At 38.4% G+C, this 17504-nt stretch carries 10 protein-coding genes; 3 read left to right on the plus strand and 7 right to left on the minus strand.

Going from position 1 to position 17504, the window contains the following annotated elements; all coding sequences use genetic code 11:
* Positions 1-86: 86 nt before the first annotated feature.
* Genes Q4597_RS17415 through Q4597_RS17430 form a run of 4 tightly spaced genes read right to left on the minus strand, consistent with a single transcriptional unit; the run spans position 87 to position 7789 of the window.
* A complete protein-coding gene (locus Q4597_RS17415; RefSeq protein WP_303407382.1) occupies positions 87-1463 on the minus strand; it encodes a Gfo/Idh/MocA family protein in 1377 nt (458 codons plus the stop codon).
* Between the two features lie 16 nt (positions 1464-1479).
* Entirely contained in the window at positions 1480-2736 is a 1257-nt protein-coding gene (locus Q4597_RS17420) for a PmoA family protein (RefSeq protein ID WP_303407383.1), read from the minus strand.
* Between the two features lie 45 nt (positions 2737-2781).
* The gene (locus Q4597_RS17425) at positions 2782-4638 is read right to left on the minus strand and encodes a RagB/SusD family nutrient uptake outer membrane protein (RefSeq protein ID WP_303407384.1); all 1857 of its coding nucleotides are present in this window, start codon (positions 4636-4638) and stop codon (positions 2782-2784) included.
* A gap of 19 nt (positions 4639-4657) precedes the next feature.
* The gene (locus Q4597_RS17430; protein WP_303407385.1) at positions 4658-7789 is read right to left on the minus strand and encodes a SusC/RagA family TonB-linked outer membrane protein; all 3132 of its coding nucleotides are present in this window, start codon (positions 7787-7789) and stop codon (positions 4658-4660) included.
* A 248-nt stretch (positions 7790-8037) separates the two neighbouring features.
* Here Q4597_RS17430 and Q4597_RS17435 point away from each other — a divergent pair, with 248 nt between their 5' ends.
* From Q4597_RS17435 to Q4597_RS17445, 3 genes are read left to right on the plus strand one after another with little or no spacing between them, the layout of a single operon-like run.
* Complete coding sequence (locus tag Q4597_RS17435; RefSeq protein ID WP_303407386.1) at positions 8038-9054, plus strand: LacI family DNA-binding transcriptional regulator; 1017 nt, start codon at positions 8038-8040, stop codon at positions 9052-9054.
* Positions 9055-9069: 15 nt separating this feature from the next.
* A complete protein-coding gene (locus Q4597_RS17440; RefSeq protein ID WP_303407387.1) occupies positions 9070-9984 on the plus strand; it encodes a ThuA domain-containing protein in 915 nt (304 codons plus the stop codon).
* A 34-nt stretch (positions 9985-10018) separates the two neighbouring features.
* On the plus strand, positions 10019-10828 hold the full coding sequence (locus tag Q4597_RS17445) for a DUF6503 family protein (protein WP_303407388.1): 810 nt from the start codon (positions 10019-10021) through the stop codon (positions 10826-10828).
* 8 nt (positions 10829-10836) lie between these two features.
* On the opposite strand, the gene Q4597_RS17450 is transcribed toward Q4597_RS17445, so the two are convergent.
* From Q4597_RS17450 to Q4597_RS17460, 3 genes are all read right to left on the minus strand, one after another.
* Positions 10837-13068: a c-type cytochrome gene (locus tag Q4597_RS17450; protein WP_303407389.1), complete on the minus strand. Its 2232-nt coding sequence runs from the start codon at positions 13066-13068 to the stop codon at positions 10837-10839.
* A 307-nt stretch (positions 13069-13375) separates the two neighbouring features.
* Positions 13376-15325, minus strand: a complete 1950-nt coding sequence (locus Q4597_RS17455; RefSeq protein ID WP_303407390.1) for a sulfocyanin-like copper-binding protein — start codon at positions 15323-15325, stop codon at positions 13376-13378.
* Positions 15326-15335: 10 nt separating this feature from the next.
* Positions 15336-17222, minus strand: coding sequence for a family 16 glycoside hydrolase (locus tag Q4597_RS17460; protein WP_303407391.1), 1887 nt, complete (start codon positions 17220-17222; stop codon positions 15336-15338).
* Positions 17223-17504: the final 282 nt, after the last annotated feature.

Here is a 17504-nt window from a genome sequence, read left to right on the forward strand (position 1 = left end):
ATCGGCAAAAGGTTCTTCTATCTATATAATAAATGTTTTGGAAGTTGCTTAAAAAGCCCGCTCACATTGAGCGGGCTTTTCTTAATTTAATACTTTACCGTATCCGTTCCGTAAGGCTTTCTTTGCTCACGGCGTAACATAGCGTTGGCCTCGTCATCATTAATAAACACTTCTTTATCATAGTCCCATTCCAGTTTTCTATCAAACTGCATGGCAATATCACTAATCAAACAAATAGCACAAGCCTTGTGCCCTTTTTCAATAGGTGAAATAGGTGCTTTTCTAGTTTTGATACAATCTAACCAGTTCCCATGTTGATCATCAATTTTTTCTAGGTGAATTTCGTTTACCCCAATAACCGATTCTAAAATTTTAGGGTCCGAAGCATTTAATGCTCTACTACTCTTTTCCTTATCCACAGGGTCCGTGGCCGAAGCTTGATAAGAACCACGGGAAACGAAAATCCATCCGTCCGTACCTTCATAACGAATTCCGTTGGTATACCCTCCACTGGTATATACAGTAATGCCATTGTCATATTCATGCTTAACGAAGAAATCGCCATGAACGTTCCACAATCCGGATTTTGGAAACTCGGCTAGGGCTTCTACAGAAACCGGTCCACTTAACTCTGTATTCATTCCCCATGCCGCTGAATCGTAATGGTGCTGACCCCAACCGGTAATCATTCCCGCTCCATAATTTCGAGAACGCAACCAGCCCGGTCTACTATAATCAGCTTGCGGGTGTACGCCTATTTCAGTATACGGGACTTCTGGCGTAGAGCCCAACCACATATCAAAATTCAAGTTTGAAGGTACGGGCATTGCTGGAGCCTCAGGACCGGCAGGATCACCGGGCAAACCAATTTTTACCGTATGGATTTTACCAATACGTCCATTTCTCACCAATTCTGCTGCAACCCTAAATTGTGGCATGGCACGTTGTTGTGTTCCAACTTGCAAAATAGCACCCGTTTTCTGAATAACTTCGCGCAATTGCTGACCCTCCCTTACCGTTAAGGAAGTAGGTTTTTGAAGATAGATGTCCTTCCCTGCTAAAGCAGCTTCCATAGCAGGCTGTGAATGCCAATGATCGGGCGTACTGATTACTACGGCATCAATATCCTTGTTCAAAAGCATTTCGCGATAATCTTCGTATACCTTAGTTCGGTCATATTTAGCCTTACCCGTTTTCTTCTGGTAAAACCCGTCTACTAGAAGTTTGGCATCTCCAGCGCGTTTAGAATCAAGATCGCATACGGCCAAATAATTGGCCTGATCAAAACGTATAGTATCGTGAATATCATGACTTCTGGCGATACGTCCGCAACCGATTTGACCTATGTTTATTTTATTACTGGGCGCATTTTTACCCAAAACATGGGCCGGTACAATACTTGGAAAACCCACCAAAGCGGCAGTACTTAAAGCAGTTCTGTTTATAAATTTTCTTCTCTCCATGTTGGTAATACGTATTTTATTTATTGATTAATTCTATTTGATTTTCACTTGCGAACGATTGCCAGTACGCTTCTGCTTCCTCAGCATTTAAAGTACCATCAAACACAACCATACGGTAATTTAATTCATAATTTTTGTTCGGTTCTATTTTCCATTCCTCATGACGAATAGGACAAAACTCAAAAAACATATCGCCCCTGCCTCCATTGGCATCTATAGGCCATATTCTCATGGGCTCCGGATGATTTCTATTCTTTGGGTGACTCATAAATAAAATGCCGTTGGTACCTTTTCCGTCAGACGCTTCTCCTGATACAATACACCATTTGGCGTTTGTACCGTCTGCAGTTAAACGATCATTGCCTTCAGAAGTCAAAACCGAACAATTATCAGCCTTCCAACGTTCGTTAAACCTAAGTCCCAATCCACCACCGTAGCGATACGCTTCAAACAAAATGCCATTTTCCAAAGGCGAACTGAACTCACTTTTATAATCGAACATATAGCGATCCGGTCTGTTCAAATTCCATAAACGCACCTTAAGATTTTCATTTAGGGCCACTTGGGGATCCTCTTTGGTCTTCAGGTCTATATGTTCTTGGACCGCGGTAAATGAAGTAAAAACATTACCCGACTCCTCTTTTTTAAATTCCTTAAAAAGAACCGTACCCATACCTTCGCCCAAGTTCCAAAAATCTACCCGCTCACCATCTACTTGCGTATGTGTCCATGGCCCCCAAAAGCCATAATGATGATAATGGTCATCTGGCTGAATACGCGTAAGCGTATCTCCTTTTGGAGTGATAATAGGGTGAATATATCCCGATTTTCTAAAAATAGAATCTGCACCTACCGGTGGATACGTCATCTCATACCGATACGAAACAACTGGTTTGTCCTGAAGCCTTAACTGCAAATTCCCGTTTTGTTTTTGATTAGAAACACCGGTCCCGGATTTTGATGTTGATACCCCATTTTCCAAACGAAAATTCAAAGTCTCATCTTCACCTTTATCTATAACCGGAACAAACCAGATTCCACCGTTGCTTTCATCCAATTGAAACGAAACCTCAATATCTTCCTTTCCAGTTTCTTGAAAAAGGATCATAGCTTCTTTAAAATCAATTTGATTGGCCTCAGCATTTTTTAAATCAAAATGTACAGGTTGGGCCAAAAAAACTCCGTCACCTTTTTTTACCGCAAAGCGGATTGAATTTTTAGTATTACAAGACCAAACGGCCGTAATAAGAATAAAAAGAACAATTTTATGCATAAACAGTATTTAGATGACGGAATTTAAACAAAAACTAACTCAACACTAATTATCATTATCTGATTCAGGAATATTAGTTAAAGGAGCAATGTTAAGCTCGGCTCCAGGATACCCTTCATTTTGATTAATTCGCCCTTGGGTATTGGCGTTAATTGCGGACGCCGGTATGGGCCATAAAACATGGTAAGGGCTCATGGTGTATTCATCACCATGAATGGTTTTAACTCCTTTATTATAAAAATCTGTTACTTCCATAATCCGGTCATACCAAAAGTTTTTTTGAGAAAAATTATCCATACTATAAGTTTCTCCATTGTATGCCGTTTTTCCTGTCATTGCAAAAATGAATGCTATCCTTGCTAGTTCTGTTTTACGAGGTTCCTCATAATACAATTCACGAGCACGCTCATCAAGTATAACATCTATATTTACATCAGAAGCAATAATATCATCAGCTTCAGCCCTTCTCCTTACGGCATTTATATCTTCTGCCGCCATAGCCAAATTCCCTTTCCAAAAATAAGCTTCGGCACGTAACAAATGAGTTTCGGCAATACGGAAAACATACCAGTCTGAATGTCCTCCTGCAGGCTTTACATTTAAGGGATCAGGAATTGAAAATTTATAATGTGGAAAATCGAACCAATTACGAATAGTATCAGAACATAATGCTGTCCCATCTGGAAGATATAGTTCCAAATTTTTACCGTAAAACGAATTTCCTGCCTCTTTTAAACTTGGCGCATTATACACCAAATCTTCCATTTGAACCCAGTTACCATCTTTAAACCTTTGGTCATTGTTAGCATCTTTCCAGATTTGTTCCGTGCTGTAGGCAGTACCCCTGTTTCTACCAATACCCCTACCATATTGGAAAACTTGATTAATCTCTGCATCGGGTGCATCTGACATTCCATTCTGACCATCCGGTGTATTAATAAATCTCCACCATAAGGGTACGGCTTGCCGCTGAATACTTGTTGGCGCACGAGAACCATTATCCTCAAACTCTAAGCGACTTATTGACATTAAAATCCCTTCTGTATTTCCTGGAATACTTTTATTTTGGGGCCTATGCAAATCCCAAGTTACATCTTTGGTTGCATCGCCAGCAGTTGCACCAAACCTATCAGTCATCAATTTATATTGCCCACCATCTATTAATTGTGATGAGGAAGCAATAGCCGCATCAAAATCTGCTAAGGCCAGATTTACCTTTGTTAGCAAATGCAAAACGGCACCCCTACTCACATCTCCCTTATTTGAGACTTCCGGAACCATGGATACAGCAGCATTTAAATCCTGTTGTATTTTTTCAAGAATTGTTACTCTACTTGTACTTACAAAATCTAACTTTGGTTCTCTTACCTCCTCTAGAACAAATGGAATATCTCCAAATTGCTGTGTAAGCCTATAATAAAAGTATCCTCTTATAAAATAGGCCTTGCCCAATATCTCGTCTCGTTGTTCATTACTTTCAAATTCAGCATCGTCAATCCTTCCCACCACTGTATTGGTAAATTTTATACCTTCATAAAAAAGGTTCCAGTACCACCCGATTCTATTGGTATTTGCGCTATTTAAATTAGCATCCGGCAATATTAAAAGATTTAGATCTTGAGCTGGGCCTGATTTATCCGTAGTTCCTTCTACGGCTACTTCCGAAAACACATTTTCAGTAATTATAGGCGCCCCATCCCCATAAAATTCCGAAGTAAGTCTTGCCAAAGCATTGTTATTTAAGCTACTTAATCCATCTGGAGTATTAAGAGCATTACCCGGAGTAAAAAAGGACTGAGGTTCCGCATCAAGAAATTCTTCCTCACAAGAAGTAAAGGTCAAAGCAAAAATACTAGTCAAGCCTAGTAGCACTTTTCGATATATATATAATTGTTTGTTCATTGTCTTGTTTTTTAGAATATTAAAGGCTTATATCTAACCCAACGGTAAAAAACCTTGGGGTTGGCAAAGTAGGGTTGTTACTTCCGTTTGAGTTTCTACCTTCTATATCAGTAGGTTCTGGGTCATAAAAATCCCAATGTGGAGCCCAGACCGCAAGATTTCTTCCATTAGCATAAACACGTAACTTCTGAATTCCGAACTTTTGCGTTTTTTCACTAGGAAAACGATAAGCTATAGTAACATTATTCAAACGTACGAACGATGCATCTCTCCATATACCAAAACTGGCACTACCATCACTAGAAAACAATCTTGCATAGTCATTGGTAGGGTTCTCCGGTGTCCAATATGGTGTTTGAATAGAATTGGTTCTATCAATAAACCCATTTCTATTCTTGGCTTCGTTAAACAAACGTTTCTGTCCCCAATTGGAATACATCTCAAAGGAAAAGTCTATATTTTTAAAGAAGGTAAAACGATTGGATATAGCGGCCTGAAAACGTGGTGTGCGATGTCCTATGAATTTTTTATCCTCATCCGTAAACAACCCATCATTGTTAACGTCGTTAAGTTTAAAATCCCCAGGAGAAAGACCAACTTCGGCTGCAGCTTCAGCTTCATTTTCTTGAAACACGCCCAGAACCTCATAGTCCCAGATTACATCAGAAGCTTCTCCTATGAACCATCTATTTGAAATATCGTCCAGCTCATTGCCATTCTCATCCAGGTCTCCGTAGAGTTTGTTTATTTTACTTCTGTTTAATGAAAAATTAAAATTCGTTGTCCAGTTAAAATTTTCCTTATCATAATTGAGTGTTGATAAAGTAAATTCAACCCCTTTATTTTCGACTTCTCCCAAATTGGTAAAAACAAAAGGGAAACCAATAATATCCGGAAGCCTTCTTTCAACTAGCAAGTCCGTTGTTATATTTCTATAAGCCTCTATTGACCCTTCCACAATGCCATCCGCCAAACTATAATCCAACCCCAGGTTAAAAGCCTTTGTTGTTTCCCATTTTAAATCAGGGCTTTCTTGAGTGAAATTGTTAAATGTAGGAACTGTAAAAACTTCTCCATTATCATTTGCATTAAGGTATTTACCAGCTCTTAATTGAGACAAGGAAACAAAACGACCTATCTCCCTATTTCCGTTTTCACCGTAAGTAGCCCTTAACTTTAAAAAATTTACAAACTCCGAATTAAAAAAACTCTCATTAGAAATAGTCCATCCCGCAGCAACTGACGGAAAATAACCTCTCTTGTTCCCTGTACCAAAAGCCGAGTACCCATCTCTTCTCATGGTCAAAGTAAGAAGATATCTTGAATCATAATTATAATTGAACCTGCTCATAAAAGCATCACCGGTACTGGTTACATCTTCACTACTTACCGTAGGAACCGTCCCCAACTCCAAGCTACTGAATCCAAGGGCATCATTAGGCTCAAAAGTTGTTGCGTTGGCGGTAGTTTGATATGACCTGAACCTTTCTGCGTACACCAAGAAAGTCAAATCAAACTGATGCTTGTTTATATCTTTGTTCCATCTTAAAATGTTATCTAATTGCCATTCCGAAATTCTTCGATTTACCCTAGAACTCTCACCTACTACATTTTGAGGGCTGGCAGACTGTAAATGCCTATAAAATTCCCTAAATTCCAATCTATTGGTATATCCCAGTTCATAAGTGAACCCCAAAGGCAGTTTCACTTTAGCATATACCCTGGAATTAAAAGTGTGTTCCAAGTCTATTAAATCCGTAAACTGTTGATTTAAAAATGCATTGGTTGCACCTGCCCCACTATCGTCCTGAGGACTTAACCTAGGATTACCATTATCATCAAACTCCGATCCATAAGGTGATGACCTTTCTATCTGCAATCTATCCGCAGAAATAAAGCCTTCATCTCTTTTAGCAAACTGCGTGTTCATACCAACGGTAAGCCAATCATTAATATCTGCATCAAGGTTTAGACGTGATCTTAATGTTTGAAACTTTTCACCTTCGTAAATACCCTCGTTAGAAGTACGACCAATAGACCAATAATAATTAAGTCCATTATTTAGACCGGAAATACTAGTATTAATATCATTTCTTATTCCAGTCCTAATAATTCTATCGTACCAATCAATAGTTTTACCCTCTAAATAATTATTAATTTCCACATCTTGAAACCCTATACGGTTTAACCATGCTCTGGTTGGATCTCCTGCGGAGCCATCGTAGGCCAACCATTCTTCTTGAGTTACTCCCTCTGGCAAATTATTAGGATTATCATAACGGCCAGGATTGTCTATTGTTAATTGAGGGTTAATACTCTTAAAAACATCTGTTCGCCAGTTTGCGTATCCTTCGGGCCCGTATGGTCTTTCTTTATAGGCATCCGTTGCAACACCAACGCTAGAATTTATATTTATAGTAGGCTTATCCGTCGTACCTCTTTTGGTTGTAATTAAAATGACCCCACTTGAACCTCTAGCTCCGTATACAGCTGCAGAACTTGCATCCTTCATAACATCCAAACGATCAATATCAGAAGGAGCTATATCTGACAAATCACCATTATAGATAATACCATCCACTACAATTAATGGATTAGAACCTGCAGACAATCCGTTGTTTCCCCTAATCCTTATATTGCTTACTCCTTTTGGACCAGAGGACAATCCTATACTCAAACCAGCTACATTACCCCGCAAAACATCGGTAACAGAATTGGTTGACTGATCGGCCAAATCGTCTGCCTCTACTTGAGAAATAGCACCCGTTAAATCTTTTTTCTTTACCGACCCGTATCCTACAAGAATAACTTCATCCAGTGTGGATGCACTAGGTTCCATAGTTGTATTTATCTCCGAATTACCGGCCACGGGAATTTCTTGAGCCGCATAACCTATATAGCTAATTACGATTACTGAGTTTTGATTAGCCACGGAAATGGAATAGTTTCCATCAAAATCTGTAGACACGCCATTAGTTGTTCCCTTCTCTACCACAGTAGCACCGGGAAGTGGAGCGTCATATTCATCTGTCACAGTTCCTGTAACAGTAAATCCATCTTGAGCATAAGCCGAAAACGAAAAAATCCATACGAGCCCAACGAGACATATTGTTCGTCTAAAGAGCTTAAAATCACTTAATAATTGTTTCATAAAGAGTGAGTTAAAATTGGGTTTGATTATTTAGGTCTAATTGACAAAAAACAAAACTATAAAAATTTATGAACTACGCAACCGATTGCGTAGATTAATTACATAAAACTTGATAATTACTCAATAATAACATTAAAAAACTTTGAATTCACCTAAAAATAACCTCTTTAAAACAATTATTACGGAAATACCCTTGTATATTTCAATTTGTTGCGTAATATTGTTGCAGTAACATTGCACTAACCAAAATGGCAAAAAAAGTAACGATATACGACCTGGCACAGAAACTAAATATTTCTCCGGCCACAGTCAGCAGAAGTTTAAACGACCATCCGGCCATTAGCCAGAAAACCAAGGACAAGGTATTAATGGTTGCCAAAGAAACTGGCTATAGGACCAATAAATTCGCAGCCAACCTTAGCAAACAAAAATCCAATACTATTGGGGTAATCGTACCTAAACTGAACTCCAATTTCATGTCTACCGTTTTATCCGGTATTGAGAAAATAGCCAATGATATTGGTTACAATCTAATTATTAGTCAATCTTTAGAGTCCGAAGAAAAGGAGAAACTCAATGCAAAGACCCTTTTTGACAGTGGCGTAGATGCCTTGCTAGTATCCCTTGCTTACGAAACGGAAAATTTTGATCACTTTACCACTTATACAGATCGGAAAATTCCGCTCTTATTTTTTGATAGGGTGTGTGATTTGCCAAATTGCCCTACTATTTCCATAGACAACCATGCCGCAGGATTTGACGCAACACAACATTTAATTGAGCAGGGCTGTAAGAATATTGTTCATATAAGTGGTAACCTTAAACGTAACGTATATGCCAATAGGTTTGACGGCTACCAAAGAGCTCTTTACTCAAATAACATTCCGTTTAGAAAAGAAAACCTGTACGAAAGCGATTTAAACATAGAAAACGTAAAGGACATTATTTCTAGAATAAAAAATTCCGAACACAAGGTAGATGGTATTTTCGTTTCTAACGACACCTTTGCCGTGCACTGCATAAAGGAATTAAAAAAAGAGGGCTACAGCATTCCTGAAGAAATAAAGGTTGTTGGGTTTAACAATGACCCTGTTTCAGAAGTAATATCACCCAACTTAAGTACCATAGAATATCCTGGATACAAAATGGGAATTCTTGCAGGAGAGAGTATTATAAGCCACTTAAGCGGCTCCATTAACATTCAATCCGCGGATCAAATACTTATCAAACACAAATTAATAAAACGAGAATCTACTAAAATTTAAAGACAACTACCACCCATGAAAAAGAGTATTACCGCACTATTTTTACTTGTTACGGGACTAATTTTTTCCCAACAAATTGAAGATTTTAAAATTACCGAAGAATGGCTGGCCAAGATAGAAAAACTGGCTCCGTCCGAACCTACAGTGAAAAAAGTTTCCAAAAAGAAAATTTTAGTTTTTTCAAAAGCAACAGGATTTGATCACTGGACCATTCCCCATAATGCAGAAATGTTAAAAATACTTGGTGCAAAATCCGGTGCATTCGAGGTTCATATAGCATATGACATTGAAAGTTTTGACAAAAAGAACCTAAAAAAATATGACGCTGTCGTATTTAACAATTGTAATCCTTCCGGACCTAAAAGGGATTTATTTTGGGATTTGTTACAAAAAAACTCCAACCTTTCCGATAATGAAATAGCAGTTTTAGCCGAGCAATATGAGACCAATTTGTTAGACTATGTGGCCAAAGGCGGTGGTCTTATGATATTGCACGGGGCTATTACCGTTCAGAACAATTCCAAAAAGTTCAGTGAAATGACAGGCGGAAGCTTTGACTACCATCCTAAACAGCAAGAAATGCACGTTAAGGAAGTAGATCTAAAACATCCTTTAGTGCAAGCATTTAACGGAAACGGACTCACACATGTAGATGAACCATATTTTTTTAATAATGCTTACTTTGATTACAACTTTAGACCACTGCTATATATTGAAATAGATAAATTGGAGGGAATGAAAAAAGAGGTTGATGAAAAAGTCAATTATGTTTCGTGGATAAAAAGACATGGAAAAGGCCGTGTTTTTTATAGCTCGCCATCTCACAATGCGCAAAGCTTGGACCACCCAGAGTTATTACAATTTTTCTTGGACGGACTGCAATATGTAGTGGGCGATTTAAAATGTGATGACTCTCCAATAGGAAAATAGATAAGGTTGGACTAATTTTGCTTAAAACAGCAAATTGAAAACAATTCATACCACCATTACAGTAGCGCTTTTTTGTTTATTAATCTCCTGCAAAGAGACCGAAAAAAAACCTAAAAGTAAAGTTCCAGGTGTTTCCGAAACATCCGTAACAACTGAAGATTTAAGCCTATTAGATAAATGCATCAACGCACACGGCGGTATCAATGCTTGGAGGTCATTCACCGGACTTTCGTACAACCTAACCGAAAAGGGAAAAACGGTTTACCAACTTACGAATATTAAGGACCGCAGAGCCTACCTAAAATCTAAGGATTACGAGGTAGGCTTTGATGGTAAAGTGGCATGGGCTAAGCCCGATGCTTCTAAAGTACCGGGCAAATCTGCAGTGTTTTACTATAATTTAGACTTTTACTTTATTGGAGTGCCTTTCTTACTGAAAGACCCGGGCGTAATCGCTTCCGAAGAGGGAGAATCCGTTATTAACGGAAAAACCTACGAAACTTTAAAAATCACTTTTGGCTCAGAAGTTGGGCTTACCCCGGAGGACGTATATTATCTCTACTTAAACCCTAAGACTTTTCGGTTGGAGATACTTACTTATTCGGTTTCCTATTTTGATAAACAGAACGCATCAATAAATTCGGCAAAAGTATATTCAGACTATATAGAGGTGCAAGGGTTAATGATGCCAACAAAAATGGAAAATTTTGCGTGGAAGGACGGAAAACTTGGAGAAAGCACAAACCATGTACGCCTTTTTAGCAACATTCGCTTTTTGGATAAAATAACTGACGAATCTGTTTTTGAAGCCCCACAGGGCTCCACAACAGAAGCTATCAACTAAGCAAAGTACTATTTTTTAGAATAGTCCAATAATTCTTGTTCCGTATACTCCGCCCCGCTTTTAGGTTTTGTGTTGCGTAACTCTTCTATTGTTTCCAGTTTTAACCTACTTGGCACATCAGAAAATGCGTTGGTTACATAGGAGATAATATCGGCAATATCTTTATTTGAAATATCTTCATTACGAATAAGGCCTGGCATAGCTAGGTTTAAATCATACCTTTTTCCCTTAACCGTAACAGGACCTTCAAGCCCATGCAGAATAATAAGACCAAGTCTTTCTGTGTTTGCTACATGCTCAGAGCCCATTAACGGTGGTGCAAGCCCTTCAATACCTTGCCCGTTTACTCCATGGCAAGATGCACAAATCTCATAGAACATTTTAGCTCCACTTGTTCTCGTGTCCTCTACCAAGGATTTTCTGGCGAAAATAGGGTTGACCTTATCTTCTTTTCGCTTTTCATCACTTGTAGCTAAGGCTTCAGCAAGCATTTTATTTGTAGGTGCTATTGCTTCTTTTAATATTTGTTCATCGCCTTTTACCCCACTCACCAAAGCCTCGGTAAAGATGGGTTTCTTTGAATATGAACTGCTCAATTCTTCCATAATTGGCAAAAACTGTTCTTTATCCAACGAAACCAAACTACCCATTATACTGCTGAGATAAAGATTTATTGTTACGTTATTTCTTGCTATAAGTTCTTTGACCAACTCCATATTCTTCTCCGCGCCTGCTTCTTTTAGAAAGGGCTCAATAAGTACAAGTGCATGTGCTCCAAATTCCGGAGAACCTTTTAGGGCAACATCTTTTAGAAGGTCATAAGATAGTGCGCTAAGACCTTCAAGGGTATAGAGCGCGTGTATTTGAGAAACTGAATTTTGTTCACCTAGAACAAGCCCCTCCAACTCTTCTACAACATTCTTATCCTGCCTGTAAACAAGTACTTGTTGGGCACGGTCCCTAACCCAACCGTTGCTGTCTTTCAACAACGCAACAAGTTGCATAGACTTCAAGTCATCAAAGTTTTGTAAAGTCTTCTTTGGTTGCCCCATTTTCTTAACTCTAAGTATACGTCCGAAGTTAATTAAGGTATCCAGTTTATTGACCGCTACTTTTTTCTTTAGATAGGGACTCAAATACGCATGATGGCCTATCATACCCCTATGCATATCCGTTATGTACATGCTTCCATCAGGACCATTGTTTAAGTTTACCGGTCTGAACCCTTCGTCCGTTGAAGTTAGGAACTCTTTGTTTTCGTAAGCCTGTTTCGCAATAGTTGAGTCTCCTGTGAAGGTTAAAATATTTCTCTTAATGAGATTCCCTTCGGGGATACAGACAAAAACGTTCTCATCATACTCCGCCGAAAACTCACCTCCCCTATACACCAAAGGAGCACAAGCTGCAGTAGCCTTTACCAGTATACTATCCTGATTTAAGACTCCTTTTGCATAACCTCTGTTCACTGTAGTTGCGTGTTTAGGATACACACGTTGGTCCTTTGTCAGCATTCTATTCACACCAAATTCCGGCGTAAAGTATTTATTTCTTACCAGTACATTGGGCAATACATGATCCCCTAACAACTGTCTTGAATTATCGTTAAAATATAGTCTTCCAAAATTATCGTGACTTATTCCCCACTGCCCTCTAAAAGTGGTGGCTTCTTTTTTCCATACCCCATTTTCACGTCTGTATCGGAAATTGGATTTTGCATTATAAATCCAGTTATCCACATTCATCATTAAACCATTTGGCTGATGTTCCGGATTACCCTCTACTGCATAAATTGAATCTACCACTACCCTATTGACCGGCTTGTCATCTTTTATCTCTGTAAAATAAAGAAAAGGAGGTTCTGAGTATAACAGTCCCCCATATACATGGGCCAGAGCCCTTGGCATTACAAGACTATCTAGAAAAGTTTTGGTATGATCTACAATTCCATCATTATCCAAATCTTCCAATATATCAATACTTCCTATCGGTTTGGTCTCATCACTGCCCTGCATATCGTTCATATAACCCGGCATTTGTACCACCCAAATTCTACCTTGATTATCAAAATCAATAGCCACAGGAGCTTTCAAATAGGGTTCTGAAGCCACAACATCCAACTCAAAACCGGATTCCACCTCATAACCCTCTAAAGAGATACGTGGTTCATCATAAGAAGTTGTACAATTAGTCAAAAAAATAAGGAGGGTACCAAGAAAAATAGGGGATGTAAATAACTTCATTCTACACAAAATCTTTATGCTATACTAATATCGATTAAAGATACACTAAACAGTGATCAAATACATGAGAAACCAGTGCTAACCAGCATCGGTTAAAATAATAAAGAAAATCTTTTTATAAAGTGAGATGCATGTTAAAGGTCAAGACTACAGAAGGTTTTAAGTAATTCAACAAACAGAAATACATGAGCCTCTATTTGTAACAAAATAGTGCCCCACTTTAGAATGAAGCACTATTTCCTCATGTTTTTTTAAAAGAAATTTTTTACTGCCATTACATGAAAATCCTGTAAAAACTTGAAGCCGATTATTCAACGATTAGTTTGATACGCATTGAAGCCGAGTGTCCGGGAAAAGTACAAACAATCCAATATTCACCAGCAAATTTGGGAGTATCAAAATAGATTGTCTCTTCTGATTCTGGTTGAACGATACCAGTATGAACCAACACCAAATCGGAATCGGGTACATAATTTAAGTCCGCCCCATCAAGCCCCAAGTGCAGCGCCAAATCGCCTACTTCGTTTACCGAACTTTCTCCTCTATCCGTAATCACGAGATTGTGAAGCATATCATCATTATTATTGAACGTAATTTCTACCTTGGATTTTCTTTTCAGTTTTAACTCGGTTATATCATATTTAAGACCCGGCTTGGTACTGATTACGATTTTCTTCTCCGGTCCATTAACCCAGGTTAACGGCATCTCGTTTACTCTTTTAGGCTGCGCCAAACCACCTTTACCGGATTCAGTTTCAATTGGAACCGATTTTAAGGTACCACCAGGAACCTCATTTAGCGTATAGTAGCCTGTATCATGTAAAAGTTTTTCTCCCGTAGCTGCTTTTAAGTCAGGAATTTTTAACTGATGAATAAAACCCAATTTCATACCACTAACCGTTAAACGAGCAGAAAGGCCGTCTTCCGAAACTTTGACGCTTGTTACCTTGGCCTTTTGTTGATCAACAATAGGACTACCATAAGTATTATGGTACAAATAGTTAAAGGTTGTAATTTGGTAATTAGAAATATCCGTGACCATTTTTTTATTTACAGGCTTTGTAAACTCCAAAAGAAAACCATCATCTTCGGCCTTCATGGTTTTAATCTCAAAAGGAACCTTTCCATTCCATTTCAATCTCTGTAAACCGAACATTTTTCTTCCTGTAGATGACCAACCTCTACTTGTCATCCCTACGAACATACTGTTATCACTACCCCATAACATTCTTAAAATTCCGGATGAAAACCCCTCTACAAAGGGAAAAACAGCACCTTGGTAGACTCCATTTATCTTTTCCATATAAACCCTCATAATTTTGCTATGCCCTTGATCACCCACAAACATTTGTCCTTCAAATGGGCCAAACTTGCCCTTAGTGGTATCATAAATCATATCCGAAGTAGAAATACCCAATATAGTATGTGGCAGCCAAATAGCAGGCGCTCTTAATTCCGGAACTTTTTTTGAATACTCATAAAGACTTAATCCAGATTGTTCCTCAATATCTTCTTTTTTAAGTTTTAATGGGGATTGAGGGTCATCTGTCCAAACCAACCCCTCAGGATTACCGGCAAAGGTTCCTTTCTCTAAGTGGGTTATTCTTCCTGAGCCTACCCAGTCTCCTTGGTTTTCCGAATAGAAAACATCTCCAGCACCATTAATAACAAATCCTGATGGGGAACGCAAACCAGTTGCAATCGGAGTCATTTGTCCTTCCGGTGTTATTCTCAACATCCATCCTCGCCATTTTACCAAACTAGCTCCATGACCTATCCAAGATAAATTCAGCGTGACCAACATATCACCATTCTCCGTAAATTTTGGACCGTACGAATAATCGTGATAATTACCCGAAAGCGGCCAGGAATAAATAGTCTTGTACACGTCTGCAACGCCATTATTGTCCTTATCTGTTAGCTTGGTAAGCTCACCTCTTTGTGCGAGATAAAAACTTTTGTCTTTATAATTTAGACCTAAAGCTTCATGCATCCCGTTCGCAAATCTTGTATAGGAAGGCGATTTACTATACGGGTTATCTATAACCCAAACTTCCCCTCTTCTGGTTGAAACACCCAATTTATCATCGTCTGTAAGGGCTAAACCACCAACTTCCAAAATAACATCATCAGGAATGGGCACATCAACAATGTCATAGAATTGAGCTTCTTTTTTGGCCATGGCCGATTGAGCCACTCCAAATTGATAGCCACCAAATAGTACTAAAAAAAATATTGTTTTATATAAAGTCTGCATGCTCTGTTTTTTACCAAATGATACTATACTCAACCTTTTGCTCTCCTGTTGGAATTTTCACCAATAGTTCATCAACCCCATTCGCTTCACGAATTGTAGGAACTAGACTGTCGTCTGAAAAATTCACAAAATAACTTTCGTCGTTCACGATATATGAACCATCCGAAAGCTTCTCTATAGCTTCTCCAGATGCAACTTTATGCCAAATTTCACCTTCGCCGCTAGTTAATATAGTTCGGTTTAATTTTCGTTCATTTGTAGATGGAACCATTTTATCCATGATTACTTTGGATTCCATTTTCCTCAAAAAAGTAGGGATTCCACTTTTATCTATCTCGTAACCTTGGGAAAACTGCAAACCTTCTTCAGAGATTTTATTTGGCCAATCAGCATCATCCGAGGCTAAAACTGCAAACTCAGGAGCACCATGAAAAGACAATGCAAAACCAACTGGCTCCCCTAATTGTCTAATTCCTCTAGCATGCCACATCTGCGTGGCATCTAAAAAGTCGCCGCTCCAAACTTCCAACAAACACCCTGATGCCAAATCATATGCATAATTTATTTTCTGTGGTGTACCTACAGAGATGCAATGGGTTCGCTTATCGTTTCCATGCATTAAGAAACTTCGCTGAGTCACAGCAATGTCAGTGGGTTCAACCATAATTTTTCTACTGTCCACACTTTTTCTTTCATCAATAGAACTAGGACTATGAAGTGCTTGCTTTTCTATACCAGGCCCTTCAGCATATAGACTAAAACCAATGGTCCATGGATTGTGTTTATTATAAATTAATCGAAACGGCACATCTCCTTTGGTTAGTGATACTTTAGCAAGACCCAAAGAATCTACAATAAAATTCCCATCTCGATTTATCACTGTATCATTATCAATTATAAGTAGACCACCTGCTTGGTTCAACCTAAAGTCAAACAAGTAATCACCAGTATTTGGAACTTTTAATTTACCTTGATAATCCAGTATTCGGGTAACTTTATTTCCTTCTGCCATAGATGCAGAGATGGAATCCGTACTAACTTCGCGAATAGGAACCAGGGTATCGCAGTTAGGAAGCATTTTACCTTCAAACTTAAATTCTTTCATTTTTATATTTGCAAAAGAAAGTTTGCTCGTATCGTATAGCTTATATTTTACGTTTTTTAAAGCTACAGGACCATGATCGCCTTGAATCATTAATGGGGCCTTGGACACTTCTCCTTTTGAAATACCTCCCCTCGTTGGGCCAGAAACCTCAATATTTTCATGAATCAATACTCCATTTAACCAAACCTCTTTAAATTCGGCATTCTTAATTTTATTACCCGACTCATCAAATCTAGGCGCATGAAAAATAATTCTAAAATGCTGCCACAAACCGGGAGCTTTTGCCGCATTTATTTTAGGAGCAGACCCTTCGTAACCCTCCTGACCTTTTTCCTTTGTTTTGTCCCAACGTTGATATATTCCACCCATATCTCCATGAGAAGATTCTGATACTTTCCAACTATCAAAAAGCTGAATTTCATATCTACTTTGGAAATAGAGGCCGGAATTTGAGTTCTTAGGCATCATGACATCCACCTCTAGTTCAATATCACCATGATCAAAACTTGTAACAAGATTTCCTTTATTCTCTCCCGTTGGAATATTTACAAGAATACCAGTTCCTTCGGACCGGCTTATTTCTTTATCCTTTGTTTGATTTACATATACATTACCGGCCGTACTCCAATTCTCGGAAGTCTCCTTAAAACTACCCATATCATTTAGGGCTATTGATTCATAAGGAAGCGAAAGTTCTTGCAGCGTTGATTCTGCTACTTCCACCTTCTTTTCCTTTTCTGTGCAGGAATACAACAATGCACTTAAAATAAAGATTGGTACAGTTCTTTTCATTGGTATGGTTTGAAATCAAAAATAGATTAATGGATTCATCTAGTATTCTAGCAGAAAACTAAACGAAGCTAAAAATACAAAAGTGTAAGAATCACACCTAATATAAACTTGCTATTTCATCCATAACTTTAATAAAAAAGAAAAAAATTAACGCAAATTATGATAAATACGATTTTGTAGAGAACACTAGGCTGAAGTATTGTTATCCCACCGTTCGGGACGGGACAAAAAAAAAGGTCCCGACCAGTAAAACTGATCGGGACCTCGAAGCAAGGCGGCTTC

It is taken from the genome of Zobellia sp. 1_MG-2023, from assembly GCF_030549125.1.
Taxonomy (GTDB): domain Bacteria; phylum Bacteroidota; class Bacteroidia; order Flavobacteriales; family Flavobacteriaceae; genus Zobellia; species Zobellia russellii.

What these genes read in the sequence shown, in the direction of transcription:
- Q4597_RS17415 (WP_303407382.1), bottom strand. Translation starts at nt 1,463, where the DNA reads ATGGAGAGAAGAAAATTTATAAACAGAACTGCTTTAAGTACTGCCGCT.
- Q4597_RS17420 (WP_303407383.1), bottom strand. Translation starts at nt 2,736, where the DNA reads ATGCATAAAATTGTTCTTTTTATTCTTATTACGGCCGTTTGGTCTTGT.
- Q4597_RS17425 (WP_303407384.1), bottom strand. Translation starts at nt 4,638, where the DNA reads ATGAACAAACAATTATATATATATCGAAAAGTGCTACTAGGCTTGACT.
- Q4597_RS17430 (WP_303407385.1), bottom strand. Translation starts at nt 7,789, where the DNA reads ATGAAACAATTATTAAGTGATTTTAAGCTCTTTAGACGAACAATATGT.
- Q4597_RS17435 (WP_303407386.1), top strand. Translation starts at nt 8,038, where the DNA reads ATGGCAAAAAAAGTAACGATATACGACCTGGCACAGAAACTAAATATT.
- Q4597_RS17440 (WP_303407387.1), top strand. Translation starts at nt 9,070, where the DNA reads ATGAAAAAGAGTATTACCGCACTATTTTTACTTGTTACGGGACTAATT.
- Q4597_RS17450 (WP_303407389.1), bottom strand. Translation starts at nt 13,068, where the DNA reads ATGAAGTTATTTACATCCCCTATTTTTCTTGGTACCCTCCTTATTTTT.
- Q4597_RS17455 (WP_303407390.1), bottom strand. Translation starts at nt 15,325, where the DNA reads ATGCAGACTTTATATAAAACAATATTTTTTTTAGTACTATTTGGTGGC.
- Q4597_RS17460 (WP_303407391.1), bottom strand. Translation starts at nt 17,222, where the DNA reads ATGAAAAGAACTGTACCAATCTTTATTTTAAGTGCATTGTTGTATTCC.